This window comes from Arthrobacter parietis (assembly GCF_039530425.1).
Taxonomy (GTDB): Bacteria; Actinomycetota; Actinomycetes; order Actinomycetales; family Micrococcaceae; genus Arthrobacter_D; species Arthrobacter_D parietis.
Window position 1 is genome coordinate 256,756 of record NZ_BAAAON010000001.1, and the last position, 17,175, is coordinate 273,930.

Below are 17,175 nucleotides of genomic sequence, written 5' to 3' on the forward strand. Positions count from 1 at the left end.
GAAGCCGAGGCCTTCTTCCATGGCGATGGGCTGGATGAGCGCAACGGTCATCTCAGTGTTGTCGCCAGGCATGACCATTTCGGTGCCCTCGGGGAGGGTGATGACACCGGTGACGTCAGTGGTACGGAAGTAGAACTGCGGGCGGTAGTTGGAGTAGAACGGGTTGTGACGACCGCCCTCGTCCTTGGCCAGGATGTAGACGTTGGCCTCGAAATCGGTGTGCGGGGTGATCGAACCCGGCTTGACGATAACCTGGCCACGCTCTACGTCTTCGCGCTTGATACCGCGAAGCAGCAGACCACAGTTCTCGCCGGCCCAGGCCTCGTCGAGCTGCTTGTGGAACATCTCGATACCGGTAACCGTGGTCTTCTGAACCGGACGGATTCCGACGATCTCGATTTCCGAGTTGATCTTCAGGGTTCCACGCTCGGCGCGGCCCGTGACAACGGTTCCACGACCGGTGATGGTGAAAACATCCTCAACCGGCATCAGGAACGGCTTGTCCTTGTCGCGGACGGGGTCCGGAACGCTGTTGTCCACAGCATCCATCAGGTCCTCGACGGACTTGACCCACTCGGGGTCCCCTTCGAGAGCCTTCAGGCCGGAAACGCGCACCACAGGTGCATCGTCGCCGTCGAAGCCCTGCGCACTGAGCAGCTCGCGAACTTCCATCTCCACGAGGTCGAGCAGTTCCTCATCCTCGACCATGTCGGACTTGTTCAGCGCGACCAGCAGGTAGGGAACACCAACCTGGCGGGCAAGCAGAACGTGCTCGCGGGTCTGGGCCATCGGGCCGTCGGTCGCAGCAACCACAAGGATTGCTCCGTCCATCTGCGCGGCACCGGTGATCATGTTCTTGATGTAGTCAGCGTGGCCGGGAGCGTCTACGTGTGCATAGTGGCGCTTCTCGGTCTGGTACTCAACATGCGAGATGTTGATGGTGATGCCGCGCTGCTTCTCCTCGGGAGCCGAGTCGATGGACGCGAAGTCCCGTGCCTCGTTGAGGTTGGGGTACTTGTCATACAGCACCTTGGAAATGGCAGCCGTCAACGTGGTCTTTCCATGGTCAACGTGACCAATGGTGCCGATGTTAACGTGCGGCTTAGTCCGCTCGAACTTTGCCTTCGCCACGGGTTCCTCCTAGAACGTTTTTAGAAGACTTACTCCCCAGCCACGCTTTTCGCGGCTGAAACTCATGCAAGTCTACTGGGGGCTTTTATTTTGGTGAAATTACTGTCCGGACGAGCCGGGATTACTCTCCGCGAGTCTTCTGGATGATCTCGTCGGCTACTGCCTTCGGGACCTCCGAGTAGCTGTCGAACTGCATTGAGTAGACAGCGCGGCCCTGGGTCTTCGAACGCAGGTCGCCGATGTACCCGAACATGCCGGACAGCGGCACATGCGCCTTGATGACCTTGACACCGCTTGCGTCCTCCATGGACTGCATCTGGCCGCGGCGGGAGTTGAGGTCGCCGATCACATCACCCATGTATTCCTCAGGCGTGCGGACTTCCACCTCCATCAGCGGTTCGAGCAGCACGGGCTTTGCCATGCGGGCAGCTTCCTTGAACGCCATGCGACCGGCGATCTTGAAGGCCATTTCGGAGGAGTCAACATCATGGTATGCGCCGTCAAGCAGCGTTGCCTTGATACCGACCACCGGGTAGCCAGCCAGGATGCCGTCGTTGAGCGCGTCCTGGATGCCGGCATCGACACTCGGGATGTACTCGCGCGGAACGCGGCCACCGGTGACCTTGTTCTCGAAGGCATACATCTCGCCCTCGGACGTGTCCATCGGCTCGATCCTGATCTGGATCTTCGCGAACTGTCCCGATCCACCCGTCTGCTTCTTGTGGGTGTAATCATGCTTCTGCACAGTGCCGCGAATGGTTTCACGGTACGCGACCTGCGGCTTGCCGACATTGGCCTCGACCTTGAACTCACGGCGCATACGGTCTACCAGGATGTCCAGGTGAAGCTCGCCCATGCCGGCGATGATGGTCTGGCCAGTGTCCTCGTTGAGGGACACCTGGAAGGTGGGATCCTCAGCCGAAAGCTTCTGGATAGCAGTGGAAAGCTTCTCCTGGTCGCCCTTGGTCTTCGGCTCGATCGCAACCGAGATGACCGGCTCCGGGAAGCTCATCGACTCGAGGACGATCTGGTTGGCAGAATCAGACAGGGTGTCACCGGTAGTGGTGTCCTTCAGTCCGATTGCCGCGTAGATGTGACCAGCGAAGGCTTCGTCAACCGGAATTTCCTTGTTGGCGTGCATCTGGAACAGCTTTCCGATGCGCTCCTTCTTACCCTTGGTCGAGTTCACAACCTGCGTGCCGGCCGTGACATGCCCGGAGTACACCCGGACGAACGTCAGCTGACCGAAGAACGGGTGGGTTGCAACCTTGAATGCCAGCGCCGAGAAGGGTTCCTCGGTGCTCGGCTGGCGCGTCAGCGCGGTCTCCTCGTCGCGGGGATCGTGCCCGACCATGGGAGGCACATCCAGCGGGGAAGGCAGGTAGTCGATGACGGCGTCGAGCATCGGCTGAACTCCGCGGTTCTTGAAGGCAGAGCCGCACAGTACCGGGTAGATCTCCGAGTTGATGGTCAACTTACGGATACCGGCCTTCAGCTCCTCGATGGTGGGCTCTTCGCCCTCGAGGTACTTGTTCATCAGCTCATCGGAAGACTCAGCAACGGCCTCGACCAGGGCTGCGCGGTATTCCTCAGCCTTGGCCTGGAGGTCAGCCGGGATCTCCTGGATCTCATACTTGGCGCCCATGGTCACGTCACCCTTGGAGTCACCGGGCCAGACAAGTGCACGCATGTACAGCAGGTCGACAACGCCGATGAAGTCATTCTCGGCGCCGATCGGCAGCTGCATGACGAGCGGCTTCGCGCCCAGGCGGCTGATGATGGTGTCCACGGTGAAGTAGAAGTCAGCGCCCAGCTTGTCCATCTTGTTGACGAAGCAGATGCGGGGCACTTCATACTTGTCCGCCTGGCGCCAGACGGTTTCGGACTGGGGCTCTACGCCCTCCTTGCCGTCGAACACAGCGACTGCGCCGTCGAGGACGCGCAGGGAGCGCTCAACCTCAACGGTGAAGTCGACGTGACCGGGGGTGTCAATGATGTTGATCTGGTTCTGTTCCCAGAAGCAGGTCACCGCGGCACTGGTGATGGTGATGCCGCGCTCTTTTTCCTGTTCCATCCAGTCGGTCGTTGAAGCGCCGTCGTGCGTTTCGCCGATCTTGTGGTTGACACCCGTGTAGAACAGGATGCGCTCGGTAGTAGTGGTCTTGCCGGCATCAATGTGGGCCATGATGCCGATATTGCGGACCTTGTTGAGGTCGGTAAGCACGTCCTGTGCCACGGTGTCTCCCTTATCTAAGGTGGAGTTCTGCTGGACCGCCGGTCCCCCGCACCGCCGAAGCGGTAGGAAAGACCGGCAGCGCGATTACCAGCGGTAGTGAGCGAAGGCCTTGTTGGACTCGGCCATCTTGTGCGTGTCTTCGCGGCGCTTCACAGCGGCACCCAGACCGTTTGAAGCGTCGAGGATCTCGTTCTGGAGACGCTCGGTCATGGTCTTCTCGCGGCGGGCCTTCGAGTAGCCAACCAGCCAGCGGAGGGCCAGGGCGGTGGAACGGCCCGGCTTGACCTCCACGGGAACCTGGTACGTGGCTCCACCGACACGGCGGGAGCGAACCTCAAGGCTTGGCTTGACGTTCTCCATGGCCTTCTTGAGAGCTGCCACGGGATCGCCGCCGGACTTGGCACGGGCACCTTCGAGTGCGCCGTAGACGATGCGCTCGGCGGTGGACTTCTTGCCGTCAACGAGCACCTTGTTGATCAACTGCGTGACCAGGGGGGATCCGTAAACGGGATCTACAACGAGCGGCCGCTTGGGGGCCGGGCCCTTACGAGGCATATTACTTCTTCTCCATCTTTGCGCCGTAGCGGCTGCGAGCCTGCTTGCGGTTCTTCACGCCCTGGGTATCCAGTGCGCCACGGACAATCTTGTAACGCACACCGGGGAGGTCCTTCACACGACCGCCGCGCACGAGCACGATGGAGTGCTCCTGGAGGTTGTGGCCGACACCCGGGATGTAGGCGGTTACTTCGATGCCGCCGTTGAGGCGAACACGTGCGACCTTCCGCAGAGCCGAGTTCGGCTTCTTCGGGGTGGTGGTGTAGACACGGGTGCAGACACCGCGCTTCATGGGGCTGCCCTGCAGTGCGGGCGCCTTGGTCTTGGAGACCTTAGGTGACCGGCCCTTACGGACCAGCTGGTTAATGGTAGGCACTTCTCAGTTCTCCGTATGTTGTCTCGAGATCAGATCTCTGCTGACTCCGCATCGCACCGCCGGCGCGCGGCCGGTTGGCGAATCAGAGCTTGTCAGTCGTTTGGCGTGCCTACGCGAGATAAGAGTAAAACGACCGTAGGCGTGCAAAAATGTGGCATTCGTTGTACAAGTTCCCTACAACACGGAGATACGTCGAAGACTCAAGCCGAAGACGCCGATCCACTGCCACACAAACAATTCCCAACAAGTCTAACAGATTGGGCGTCGTGACTGGAACGGCATGGTAAAGGGGCCCGGACTGCAGTGGAATCTGCTGTCCGGGCCCCTTCACTCACTCAGGAAGGAAATGTCTCCTAGCGGAAGTCGCTCGATCCCATGTCATAGTCATCCAGCGGGATGGCATGGAACTCAGGGCTGAGTCCGCCGTCGACACCTGCATAGTCAAAGTCGCTGAACGCGCTCGGACCGGTGAACAGGTTGGCCTTGGCTTCCTCGGTGGGCTCGACCGTGATCTTCGTGTAGCGGTCCAGGCCGGTGCCGGCCGGGATGAGCTTACCGATGATCACGTTCTCCTTCAGGCCGAGCAGCGGATCACTCTTGCCTTCCATGGCGGCCTGCGTGAGGACACGCGTGGTCTCCTGGAAGGAAGCGGCTGACAGCCAGGACTCCGTGGCGAGGGAGGCCTTGGTGATACCCATGAGCTCGGGCCTGCCTGAAGCAGGCTTCTTGCCCTCGGACACCACGCGGCGGTTCTCGTTCTCGAACCGGCGACGCTCGGCCAGCTCACCCGGGAGCAGGTCCGAGTCCCCGGACTCGATGACCGTGACGCGCCGCAGCATCTGCCGGACGATAACTTCCACGTGCTTGTCGTGGATGCCGACGCCCTGGCTGCGGTACACGCGCTGAACCTCGTCCACCAGGAATTCCTGTGCCTTGCGCGGGCCGAGGATGCGGAGAATCTGCTTGGGATCAACCGCACCGAAGACCAGCTGCTGGCCAACCTCGACGTGATCGCCGTCGGCTACCAGTAGGCGTGCACGCCGCAGTACCGGGTAGGCGATCTCTTCGGAGCCGTCGTCCGGAGTGACCACGAGGCGCAACTGCTTCTCTGCGTCCTCGATGGTGACCCGTCCGGCGACCTCGGAGATCGGCGCGACACCCTTGGGCGTACGCGCTTCGAAGAGCTCCTGGATACGGGGCAGACCCTGGGTGATGTCTTCCGCCGATGCAACACCACCGGTGTGGAAGGTACGCATGGTCAACTGCGTGCCCGGCTCACCGATGGACTGCGCAGCGATGATGCCGACTGCTTCACCGATGTCCACGGTCTTGCCGGTGGCCAGCGAACGGCCGTAGCACAGTGCGCAGGTACCGACACTGGACTCACACGTCAGGACCGAGCGGACCTTGATGTCCGTCACTCCAGCCGCAAACAGCTTGCCGATCAGCACGTCGCCGACGTCGGAGGCAGCAGGAGCCAACACCTCGCCCTTGGAATCAACGACGTCGGTGGCCAGCGTGCGTGCGTAAGCCGAGTTCTCGACTTCCTCATGCAGGACGAGCTCGCCGTCGTGATTCGGTACAGCGATGGTGACATTCAGACCGCGCTCGGTACCGCAATCGTCCTCGCGGACGATGACGTCCTGGGACACGTCCACGAGACGACGGGTCAGGTAACCAGAGTTCGCGGTACGCAGAGCGGTATCGGCGAGACCCTTACGGGCACCGTGCGTGGCGATGAAGTACTCCAGAACCGACAGGCCCTCACGGTAGGAGGACTTGATCGGACGCGGGATGATCTCACCCTTGGGGTTTGCCACCAGGCCACGGATACCGGCGATCTGACGAACCTGCAGCCAGTTACCACGGGCGCCGGAAGACACCATGCGGTTGATGGTGTTGTCCTTCGGCATTGCACCGCGCATGGACTCGGCTACCTCGTTGGTTGCCTTGTTCCAGATGTCGATCAGTTCCTGACGGCGTTCCTCATCAGCGATGAGGCCCTTGTCGAACTGCGACTGCACCTTGGCTGCCTGCGTCTCGTAGCCCTCCATGATTCCGGCCTTGTTGATCGGCGCGGAGATGTCGGAGATGGCCACGGTCACGCCTGAACGGGTTGCCCAGTAGAAACCGGCGTCCTTCAGGTTGTCCAGCGTTGCCGCGGTGACGACCTTCGGGTAGCGCTCGGCGAGATCGTTCACGATCGTGGAGAGCTCACCCTTGTCAGCGACCTTGTCCACCCAGGGGTAATCCTCAGGCAAAGTGTCGTTGAACAGGACCTGGCCGAGCGAGGTTTCGATCAGCGCCGGAGTGCCTTCTTCCCAGCCTTCGGGGGCTGTGGTGTCAGGACCCGGAATGAAGTGCGGAACACGAATCTTCACGACCGAGTTCAGGTGCAGCTCGCCGGAGTCGAAGGCCATGATCGCCTCAGCCGGGCTGGAGAAGATACGTCCCTCCCCTGCCGAACCCTCACGCTTGGTGGTCAGGTGGTGCAGACCGATGATCATGTCCTGCGAAGGAAGGGTCACCGGACGGCCGTCCGAAGGCTTCAGGATGTTGTTCGAGGACAGCATCAGGATGCGTGCCTCAGCCTGGGCCTCCGGGCTCAGCGGCAGGTGCACTGCCATCTGGTCGCCGTCGAAGTCAGCGTTGAACGCGCCACAGACCAGCGGGTGAAGCTGAAGGGCCTTGCCTTCAACCAGCTGCGGCTCGAACGCCTGGATGCCGAGACGGTGCAGGGTAGGCGCACGGTTCAGCAGCACGGGGTGCTCGGTGATGATCTCTTCAAGGACATCCCAGACCTGCGGGCGATAACGCTCAACCATGCGCTTCGCGCTCTTGATGTTCTGAGCGTGGTTGAGGTCAACCAGACGCTTCATCACGAACGGCTTGAAGAGCTCCAGAGCCATCTGCTTGGGCAGACCACACTGGTGCAGCTTCAGCTGCGGACCAACGACGATGACCGAACGGCCCGAGTAGTCGACGCGCTTGCCAAGGAGGTTCTGGCGGAAGCGGCCCTGCTTGCCCTTGAGCATGTCAGAGAGCGACTTCAGCGGGCGGTTGCCCGGCCCGGTGACCGGACGTCCGCGACGACCGTTGTCGAACAGGGAATCAACAGCTTCCTGGAGCATGCGCTTTTCGTTGTTCACGATGATCTCGGGTGCGCCGAGATCGAGCAGGCGCTTCAGGCGGTTGTTGCGGTTGATCACGCGACGGTACAGGTCGTTCAGGTCGGAGGTCGCGAAGCGGCCACCGTCCAGCTGAACCATCGGGCGCAGTTCCGGCGGGATCACCGGTACGGCATCGAGCACCATGCCCAGCGGGCTGTTGGTGGTGGTCAGGAACGCGTTGACAACCTTCAGGCGCTTCAGGGCGCGGGTCTTGCGCTGGCCCTTGCCATTCTGGATGATGTCGCGGAGCAGCGCGGCCTCAGCCTGCATGTCGAAGTTCTCGAGGCGCTTCTTGATAGCCTCGGCTCCCATGGAGCCCTCGAAGTACAGACCGTAGCGGTCGCGGAGCTCACGGTAGAGGCCCTCGTCACCTTCGAGGTCTGCAACCTTGAGGGTCTTGAAGCGGTCCCAGACCTGCTCGAGGCGCTCGATCTCAGCATCCGCACGCTTGCGGAGGTTCGCCATCTGGCGGTCCGCCGAGTCACGTGCCTTCTTCTTGTCCGCAGCCTTGGCGCCTTCACCCTCAAGACGGGCAAGCTCGTCCTCGAGGTCGCGGGCGATGGCAGCGATGTCGGAGTCCCGCTGGTCGACGAGCTGCTTCTTCTCGAGGTCGTGTTCGGCCTGGAGGTTAGGCAGTTCGGCGTGACGGTTCTCCTCGTCCACCGAGGTGATCATGTAGGCGGCGAAATAGATGACCTTTTCCAGGTCTTTCGGTGCCAAATCAAGGAGGTAGCCAAGACGCGACGGAACGCCCTTGAAGTACCAGATGTGTGTCACGGGAGCGGCCAGCTCGATGTGGCCCATGCGCTCACGGCGCACCTTGGCACGGGTGACCTCAACGCCACACCGCTCACAGATGATTCCCTTGAAACGCACGCGCTTGTACTTGCCGCAGTAGCATTCCCAGTCACGCGATGGGCCGAAGATCTTCTCGCAGAAGAGTCCGTCCTTCTCAGGCTTGAGGGTGCGGTAGTTGATGGTTTCCGGCTTCTTGACTTCGCCGTACGACCAACCGCGGATCTCTTCCGCGGTGGCCAGGCCGATTCGCATGTGGCCGAATGAGGATTCGCTGGACATATGGTCCCTGTCTCTCTTTATTCTCTAAATTCACAAAGTCTTATGGGTGCGGGGCGAGGAGGGGTGCACCGAACCGGCGTTCAATCGAACGCCGGCTCGGCGCTGTGAAAGCTAAACCTCTTCGACGGAACTCGGCTCGGCCCGTGAGAGGTCGATGCCCAGCTCTTCCGCGGCCCGGAAGACTTCTTCATCCGAGTCACGCATCTCGATCGTGGTGCCGTCCGTGGAAAGTACTTCCACGTTCAGGCACAGCGACTGCATTTCCTTGATCAGAACCTTGAAGGATTCCGGAACACCCGGCTCGGGGATGTTCTCGCCCTTGACGATTGCCTCGTACACCTTGACGCGTCCGTGGATGTCATCAGACTTGATGGTCAGGAGTTCCTGCAGCGTGTAAGCCGCACCGTAAGCCTCAAGGGCCCACACTTCCATCTCACCGAAGCGCTGGCCGCCGAACTGCGCCTTACCACCCAGCGGCTGCTGCGTGATCATCGAGTACGGGCCGGTGGACCGGGCGTGAATCTTGTCATCCACCAGGTGGTGGAGCTTCAGGATGTACATGTAGCCAACGGAGATCGGATCCGGGAACGGCTCGCCGGAGCGGCCGTCGAACATGCGTGCCTTGCCGGACTCGCCGATGAGGCGGTGTCCGTCGCGGGTGACGTTCGTGGAACCAAGAAGACCGACGATCTCGTCCTCGGTAGCGCCGTCGAACACTGGTGTTGCGACGGTGGTGGTGTCAATCTCCCGGGGAAGGTTCGGAAGGTTCTTGAGCCACTCGGGCTCGCCCTCGATCTTCCAGCCCTGCTTGGCAGCCCATCCAAGGTGGATCTCGAGGACCTGGCCGACGTTCATACGGCCCGGAACACCCAGCGGGTTCAGGACGATATCGACAGGGGTTCCGTCCTCGAGGAACGGCATGTCCTCGATCGGCAGGATCTTGGAGATGACGCCCTTGTTGCCATGACGGCCGGCCAGCTTGTCGCCGTCCGTGATCTTGCGCTTCTGGGCAACGTAGACGCGCACCAGCTGGTTGACGCCCGGGGGCAGCTCGTCGTCATTGTCGCGGTCGAAGATGCGGACACCGATGACCGTGCCGGATTCCCCGTGGGGAACCTTCAGCGATGTGTCGCGAACCTCGCGGCTCTTCTCGCCGAAGATGGCACGCAGCAGGCGCTCTTCCGGGGTCAGTTCCGTTTCACCCTTGGGGGTAACACGGCCAACCAGGATGTCGCCGGCCTCGACCTCCGCACCGATGTGGATGATGCCGCGCTCATCGAGCGCGCCAAGCACCTCTTCGGAGACGTTCGGGATGTCGCGGGTGATTTCCTCGGCACCAAGCTTGGTGTCGCGGGCGTCAACCTCGTGCTCCTCGATGTGGATCGAGGTCAGGACATCGTCGGAGACGATGCGCTGGGACAGGATGATCGCGTCCTCGAAGTTGTGGCCTTCCCAGGACATGAACGCAACGAGCATGTTCTTGCCGAGCGCGAGCTCGCCCTGGTCCGTGGAGGGACCGTCCGCGATGATCGTGTTGTACTCGACGCGGTCGCCCTCGCCAACCAGCACACGCTGGTTGTAGGCGTTGCCCTGGTTGGAGCGCGCGAACTTCATGATCGGGTAGTTGGTCTCGGTGCCGTCATCATTCAGGACGGTCACCAGATCAGCCGATACCTCTGACACCACACCAGCTTTGTTGGCCGTTACGGCGTCACCGGCGTCAACGGCGGCGTTCCGCTCCATACCGGTGCCCACGAGGGGCCGCTCGGAACGGAGCAGGGGCACGGCCTGACGCTGCATGTTCGCACCCATGAGGGCGCGGTTGGCGTCGTCGTGCTCCAGGAACGGGATCATCGCGGTTGCGACGGACACCATCTGGCGCGGGGAGACATCCATGTACTCAACGTCGGCGGCTTCGACGAGAACGGGCTCGCCTGAACCACCTCGGGTACGCACGAGGACCATGTCCTCTTCGAACTTGTTGTTCGAATCGAGCGGCGCGTTTGCCTGGGCAATCAGCCGCTCAACCTCGTCGTCTGCCGTGAGGTAGTCGATCTGGTCGGTGACGACGCCGTTCTCAACCTTGCGGTACGGGGTCTCGATGAAACCGAAGGTGTTGATCCGGCCGTAGGATGCCAGCGAGCCGATCAGGCCGATGTTCGGGCCTTCAGGAGTTTCGATCGGGCACATGCGGCCGTAGTGGGACGGGTGAACGTCACGGACCTCCATGCCGGCGCGGTCACGGGAAAGACCACCCGGGCCCAGCGCGGACAGGCGGCGCTTGTGCGTCAGTCCGGCGAGCGGGTTGTTCTGGTCCATGAACTGCGATAGCTGGGAAGTTCCGAAGAATTCCTTGATCGCAGCGACAACCGGGCGGATGTTGATCAGGGTCTGCGGCGTGATCGCCTCGACGTCCTGGGTGGTCATCCGCTCGCGGACAACGCGCTCCATACGGGACAGGCCGGTGCGGACCTGGTTCTCGATGAGCTCACCGACGGCGCGGATGCGGCGGTTGCCGAAGTGGTCGATGTCATCGACCTCAACGCGCAGCTCCACGTCTTCGCCGTCACGCTTGCCCGTCAGGGTGGTTTCCCCGGCGTGCAGTGCAACCAGGAACTTGATCATCGCGACGATGTCATCGATGTTCAGGACCGAGGCGTCAGAATCACCGAGGTTCTTGTCGATGCCGAGTTTGCGGTTGATCTTGTACCGGCCAACCTTCGCCAGGTCATAGCGCTTGGAGTTGAAGTACAGGTTATCCAGCAGCGTCTTGGCAGCCTCGACCGTGGGCGGCTCTCCCGGGCGGAGCTTGCGGTAGATATCCAGCAAGGCGTCTTCCTGGGTCTCCGTAGCGTCCTTCTCGAGGGTGGCGCGGATGGAGTCATACTCGCCGAATGTCTCGAGGATCTGGCCTTCAGTCCAGCCAAGGGCCTTGAGGAGCACGGTGACCGACTGCTTGCGCTTGCGGTCAAGGCGTACGCCAACCTGATCGCGCTTGTCGATCTCGAGCTCGAACCAGGCACCACGAGACGGGATGATCTTCGCGCTGAAGATGTCCTTGTCACTGGTCTTGTCCGCAGCGCGCTCAAAGTATGCGCCGGGGGAACGAACGAGCTGGGAGACAACGACACGCTCGGTGCCGTTGATGACGAACGTACCCTTCTCCGTCATCAGCGGGAAGTCGCCCATGAACACGGTCTGCTGCTTGATCTCGCCCGTGTTGTTGTTCATGAACTCGGCCTTGACGTACAGCGGGGCCGCGTAGGTTGCGTCGCGGTCCTTGCACTCAGCCATGGTGTACTTCGGATCAGCGAATTCAGGCTCCGAGAAGCTCAGGGACATGGTGCCCTGGAAGTCCTCGATCGGAGAAATCTCTTCGAAGATGTCAGCGAGGCCGGAAGTGGTGGCCACACCCTGGAGGCCCTGCTTCAGCGCTTCTTCAACTCGCGCCTTCCAGCGCTCGTTGCCTACCAGCCAGTCAAAGCTGTCTGTCTGCAGGGCGAGAAGATTGGGAACGTCCAGCGGTTCGTGAATCTTTGCGAATGATAGCCGGGGTGCGGCGCCGTCGGCGTCGACCTGGCTGGTAGCGGTTGCATTAAGTGAGGTGCTCGGGGCGACCAAGAGGGATCCTTCCACAGACCAACAGGCGTGTTCTTACGATCACTCCCTGCACCGGTTAGGTGCCAACCTGACGCCCGCATACGCTCATCGGATACAGCCCAGAGGGAAGCCAATGAGGGCAACCCGACTTTTCCGTTAAATGACGAATGCGTGGCAAAGCCCACCGCTATATGAAGGCTGAGGTTATGAGGGAAGACGCAAATATCTACTGTACGTCAGGGTAGCGACAATGTCCAACCGGATGTGGTATACGGGTTCGACGGCAATCGATCGCAGCAAGATGGTTTCAGTGAATGGTCATTAGCTGAAAAGCGACGGTGTGGCGGTAATCTTGAAGAAGGACGCGCCGGCAGCACCATGCGCCGTGCAATTCGATGACGAAAGCGAGCGGAACCTCCCATGAACAGTCCCGAGCAGAACCCCCAGGATGTTGTCATCGTAGGCGGTGCACGCACTCCGCAGGGCCGCCTCAATGGACAGCTGGCAGCCTTCACCGCAGTCGAGCTTGGCGCCTTCGCCGTTGCCGGTGCGCTGGAACGGTCCGGAGTGTCGGCCGCAGATGTGGACGCCGTCATCCTGGGGCACGTTGTGCAGGCCGGTTGTGGCCAGAACCCGGCACGGCAGACCTCCATCAAGGCCGGCATCGGCTGGGATGTTCCTACTGTGACGGTCAACAAGGTCTGCCTTTCCGGCCTCACCGCGGTGATTGACGCTGCACGGCTGATCCGCAGCGGAGAGGCGAGCGTCGTCGTCGCCGGCGGACAGGAATCCATGACGCATGGTCCGCACCTGCTTCCGGGTGCCCGCCAGGGTTGGACCTACGGCACAATGCCCGCAGTCGATTCCGTTGCGCACGACGGCCTCACCGACGCTTTCGACTCCGAATCGATGGGCGCGTCGACCGAACGCGGCAACACGGGCCTGGGTATCGACCGGACAGCACAGGACGAGGTCGCAGCATCCTCACACCAGCGTGCCGCGGCAGCAACAGAGTCCGGAGTGTTCAAGGACGAGATTGTTCCCGTGCACGTTCCGCAGCGCAAGGGCGATGACCTGGTTGTCTCCGCGGATGAGGGGTTGCGGCCCAACACCACCGTCGAAACCCTCGCCGGATTGAAGCCCGCCTTCGCGAAGGATGGCACCATCACTGCGGGGAACTCCTCCCCACTGTCCGACGGCGCGGCCGCCCTGGTACTGACCAGCCGGGAGAATGCGGAAGCCAACGGCTGGGAGATCCTTGCCGTTGTAGGGCGCCCCGGCCAGGTGGCGGGACCGGATAATTCCCTGCACTCCCAGCCGTCCAAGGCCATTGAGCAGGCTCTCGACCGCGCTGGGTGGAGTACCGCTGACCTCGATTTTGTCGAGATCAACGAAGCTTTCGGTTCGGTTGCCTGCCAATCCCTCAAGGACCTCGACCTGCCGCTGGACAAATGCAATATCCACGGCGGTGCGATCGCGCTCGGCCACCCTATTGGCGCATCAGGGGCACGGCTCGCCCTCCATGCGGCACTGGAACTGCAGCGCAGAGGCAGCGGAAAAGCCGCGGTATCCCTCTGCGGCGGCGGCGGCCAGGGCGAGGCGCTGCTGCTGTACCGCGACTGACACCCGGCGTGCTCTGCGGTGCCCGCAGACCATCAGGCCGCAGACACAAAACAGCCCCGGAACCAGATGGTTCCGGGGCTGTGTTAGAAGGTTCGAAGAACCTACTTGAGGGTGACGGTAGCGCCGGCGGCCTCGAGGGCCTCCTTGGCCTTCTCTGCCGTTTCCTTGTTGGCGCCTTCGAGAACAGCCTTCGGTGCACTGTCTACAACGTCCTTGGCCTCTTTCAGGCCGAGGGAGGTGAGGGCGCGAACTTCCTTGATAACCGCGATCTTCTTGTCGCCGGCAGCTTCGAGGATGACGTCGAAGGAATCCTTCTCTTCCTCAGCAGCTTCGCCTGCGCCGCCGCCGCCGGGGCCTGCAACTGCAACTGCAGCAGCGGTGACGTCGAAGGTCTCCTCGAACAGCTTGACGAAGTCCGAGAGTTCGATGATGGACAGTTCCTTGAAGGCTTCAATGAGCTCTTCGTTGGTGAGCTTTGCCATGGCTAAAGCATCCTTCCTGATGTGGTGCGCGCGGCACCGGAGTGTGGTGGGTGAGAATTACTTCTCTTCGGGGGCAGCTGCTTCTTCGGCAGCCTCGGCAGGAGCGGCATCCGCGGCTGCGGGTGCCTCCTCTGCCGCGGGAGCTTCGGCGGTTGCCGCAGGTGCAGCGTCCCCGTTCTCCTCCAACTTGATGCGCAGGGCATCGACGGTGCGGGCAAGTGCGGACATGGGTGCCTTGAGGACACCTGCCACACGGGCCAGCTGGAACTCACGCGACTCAAGAGCAGCAAGAGCGACTACCGCCGTAGCGTCGAGGGCCTTGCCCTCGAAGTAACCGGTCTTGATGACGAGCTGTGGGTTGGTCTTCGCGAAATCCGTCAGGCTCTTTGCCGCAGCAACGGCGTCACCCTTGATGAAAGCGATTGCAGTGGGTCCGGCAAGCTGGCCTTCGAACGCGTCGATGCCGGCTTCCTTGGCTGCAATGCCAGTCAGGGTGTTCTTGACGACAGCGTATTTGGTCTCGGCGCCGAGTGAACGGCGCAGTTCCTTAAGCTGTGCAACGGAGAGCCCACGGTATTCGGTTAGGACAGCAGCGGTGGATTCCTTGAAATCAGTGGTGATCTCATCCACGGCCGAAACCTTTGTTGGCGTTGCCATAACCCTCCTTCCGGGGAATTGGTGCCGGTGATCGGCCCAATAAAAGCGCCCCGCGCAGATGCACGGGGCTTGACCACTCAGAGCTTGTTACTCTCCGGAAGGTTTAGCTTCGTTCACCTGCGCTGGCCGCCCTTACGGGAACTTTCAGATGCACACAAGAAGCTGAACGAATTCAGGCAGGTGTTCATCGACCGACGGTCTTTGGTACTTCAACCTTACGGGACAGGGGCGGAGCGGCCAAATTGGCCGCCCTACCCCTTTATCCCGCGGACTCCAGCTTCTTCTGCCAGGCGGCGGTATATCCCTCAGGTGTGAATCCAAGCTCAATATTGACGTCAAGCATGTGCCGGTTCTCCTCGGCATTCCACGTGTAGACCTGCCGCGTTTCCGGCCAGACGTCGGGAACGGCAAGCAGGTTCGCCGCCTTGAGCCACATCCCCAGCCGGTGACCGCGGTGGGCGGAAACCACCAGGGTGTCCTCCTGATACGCCGTTCCAGGCTTCTCCGCGCGCCTTTCGAGGATGGTATGACCGACCAGGTGTCCGCTCGGCCTATGTAGAACGGCCCGAACGAGACTGCTGCCGCCCTCACGTTCAAGGCGGCCCTCATTCTCACGCACGCGACCTCCATCCCACACCTCTTCTTCCCAGTCCAGTTCCCCCATCGGGACGTCGGTGCTCATGGTCTTCCGCAAGTGTGCGTACTCCTCGAGGAGCTCATCGGGGCAGCGGTCCACCCAGTCCACTACGGCATAATCCGGACCTGCGATTTTGGCGGCATCAGCGGTAAGCGCTGTGAGCCGGCAGGAGTTCCAATTCACCGGAAGCACGCTGCACCGGTCCACCTGCGCGAGGGAGAATCCGCGTGCGGTGGCGAAACAGGCAGCGAGCGACGTCGACGGGAAGGCGCCTGCCCCTGTTGCCGGAGTGAGTACCCTGGCCGGATCGAAACCGGCCCGGTGGTCCGTCCACCCCATGATCGTGGAGCGACCGCGCCGCTGCGCATGGTCCTCGACAGCGGCGTAGAGGGCTGAGCCGAAGCCCAGCCTGCGACGCTCAGGATGGACGATGACGAACGCGTAGCAGGTTTGAAGATTGTCCGTGAGCGGTACGTCCACGACGGCCTTGCCCACCACCCGCTCCCCCTCAAAAGCAAGGAAGATGGCCCGCTCCTCGTAATGATTCGGTTTAGAGCTCTCGAACCGCGTCTGTGCCGTATGGCAGTGATCGTCATTGCCCCACACCTCACGTTCAATGAGGTTGCTGAGCTCCGAGGCGGCAATGAACGGTTGGGCCTCGGGTACATCCAGGGACTCCGGCAGCACGTACGGCCGAACACTCACGTCGGTAATGGTCATGGTGAGAATTCTCGCTTTGTGATTGGGGAATGTCAATCACTTTCTTGACTGCAATGGCTCCCCGCTGGGAACACGCACGAAAAAGGCGGGTGCAGCAATAGCCGCACCCGCCTCAACACATCGAATCCCTAGGCGTCTGCCAGGACCTTGGTGACGTTCGGGTCAACCGAGATGCTCGGTCCGAAGGTGGTGGTGACCGTTGCCTTCTGGATGTAGCGGCCCTTGGAAGCTGACGGCTTCAGGCGGAGCACTTCTTCCAGCGCAATCGCGTAATTCTCGGCCAGCTTGCGCTCGTCGAAGGAGACCTTACCGATGATGAAGTGGAGATTGGAGTGCTTGTCGACGCGGAAGTCGATCTTTCCACCCTTGATGTCGGTGACAGCCTTGGTGACGTCGGGGGTGACGGTACCGGTCTTCGGGTTGGGCATGAGGTTACGGGGACCCAACACCTTACCGAGGCGGCCAACCTTGCCCATGAGGTCAGGGGTGGCAACTGCTGCGTCGAAATCGACCCAACCGCCGGCTACCTTCTCGATCATGTCGTCTGACCCGACGAAATCGGCTCCGGCAGCAATTGCCGCCTCAGCCTTGTCACCTGTTGCGAAGACCAGGACGCGCTTGGTCTTGCCGGTGCCGTGAGGCAGGTTAACGGTGCCGCGCACCATCTGGTCTGCCTTACGGGGATCAACGCCGAGGCGGAAAGCCACCTCTACCGTTGCGTCGAATGATGAAGGATTGGTTTCCTTCGCCAGGGCTACTGCCTCTACCGGCGCGTACTGCTTGTTCGCGTCGATCTTGGCGGCAGCTGCCTCATATGCTTTGCTGCGCTTTGCCATCTGCTCTTTCTCCTTATGCAGTTGTGGTCTACGGACCGCGCTGGGCCCTGCCACAGACATCCTGTGCCCGTATGG

11 protein-coding genes are annotated in these 17,175 nt (G+C 61.5%); 1 reads left to right on the forward strand and 10 read right to left on the reverse strand.

Going from position 1 to position 17,175, the window contains the following annotated elements; all coding sequences use genetic code 11:
• From tuf to rpoB, 6 genes are all read right to left on the reverse strand, one after another.
• The coding region (tuf, locus tag ABFX19_RS01220; RefSeq protein ID WP_346027197.1) for an elongation factor Tu at positions 1-1,131 on the reverse strand (1,131 nt) is incomplete at its 3' end.
• Positions 1,132-1,252: 121 nt separating this feature from the next.
• Positions 1,253-3,367 (reverse strand): elongation factor G, encoded by a 2,115-nt coding sequence (gene fusA / locus ABFX19_RS01225; protein ID WP_056543999.1) that lies wholly within the window; start codon positions 3,365-3,367, stop codon positions 1,253-1,255.
• Between the two features lie 84 nt (positions 3,368-3,451).
• The gene (gene rpsG / locus ABFX19_RS01230) at positions 3,452-3,922 is read right to left on the reverse strand and encodes a 30S ribosomal protein S7 (RefSeq protein ID WP_056543994.1); all 471 of its coding nucleotides are present in this window, start codon (positions 3,920-3,922) and stop codon (positions 3,452-3,454) included.
• A gap of 1 nt (position 3,923) precedes the next feature.
• Positions 3,924-4,298, reverse strand: a complete 375-nt coding sequence (gene rpsL / locus ABFX19_RS01235; protein WP_026531947.1) for a 30S ribosomal protein S12 — start codon at positions 4,296-4,298, stop codon at positions 3,924-3,926.
• 353 nt (positions 4,299-4,651) lie between these two features.
• Positions 4,652-8,545, reverse strand: coding sequence for a DNA-directed RNA polymerase subunit beta' (locus ABFX19_RS01240; RefSeq protein ID WP_277359146.1), 3,894 nt, complete (start codon positions 8,543-8,545; stop codon positions 4,652-4,654).
• A gap of 111 nt (positions 8,546-8,656) precedes the next feature.
• Positions 8,657-12,166 carry a DNA-directed RNA polymerase subunit beta gene (gene rpoB / locus ABFX19_RS01245; protein WP_056543988.1) on the reverse strand — a complete coding sequence of 1,170 codons (3,510 nt, stop codon included), beginning with the start codon at positions 12,164-12,166 and terminating at the stop codon, positions 8,657-8,659.
• 399 nt (positions 12,167-12,565) lie between these two features.
• Here rpoB and ABFX19_RS01250 point away from each other — a divergent pair, with 399 nt between their 5' ends.
• Positions 12,566-13,768 carry an acetyl-CoA C-acetyltransferase gene (locus ABFX19_RS01250; protein WP_056543985.1) on the forward strand — a complete coding sequence of 401 codons (1,203 nt, stop codon included), beginning with the start codon at positions 12,566-12,568 and terminating at the stop codon, positions 13,766-13,768.
• Positions 13,769-13,869: 101 nt separating this feature from the next.
• Here ABFX19_RS01250 and rplL read toward each other — a convergent pair whose 3' ends face one another.
• From rplL to rplA, 4 genes are all read right to left on the reverse strand, one after another.
• Positions 13,870-14,250: a 50S ribosomal protein L7/L12 gene (gene rplL / locus ABFX19_RS01255; protein WP_056543982.1), complete on the reverse strand. Its 381-nt coding sequence runs from the start codon at positions 14,248-14,250 to the stop codon at positions 13,870-13,872.
• A gap of 57 nt (positions 14,251-14,307) precedes the next feature.
• The gene (rplJ, locus tag ABFX19_RS01260) at positions 14,308-14,907 is read right to left on the reverse strand and encodes a 50S ribosomal protein L10 (protein ID WP_056543979.1); all 600 of its coding nucleotides are present in this window, start codon (positions 14,905-14,907) and stop codon (positions 14,308-14,310) included.
• 259 nt (positions 14,908-15,166) lie between these two features.
• Positions 15,167-16,264: a GNAT family N-acetyltransferase gene (locus ABFX19_RS01265; protein WP_277359148.1), complete on the reverse strand. Its 1,098-nt coding sequence runs from the start codon at positions 16,262-16,264 to the stop codon at positions 15,167-15,169.
• Positions 16,265-16,392: 128 nt separating this feature from the next.
• Complete coding sequence (rplA, locus tag ABFX19_RS01270) at positions 16,393-17,100, reverse strand: 50S ribosomal protein L1 (RefSeq protein WP_056543973.1); 708 nt, start codon at positions 17,098-17,100, stop codon at positions 16,393-16,395.
• Positions 17,101-17,175 lie beyond the last annotated feature (75 nt).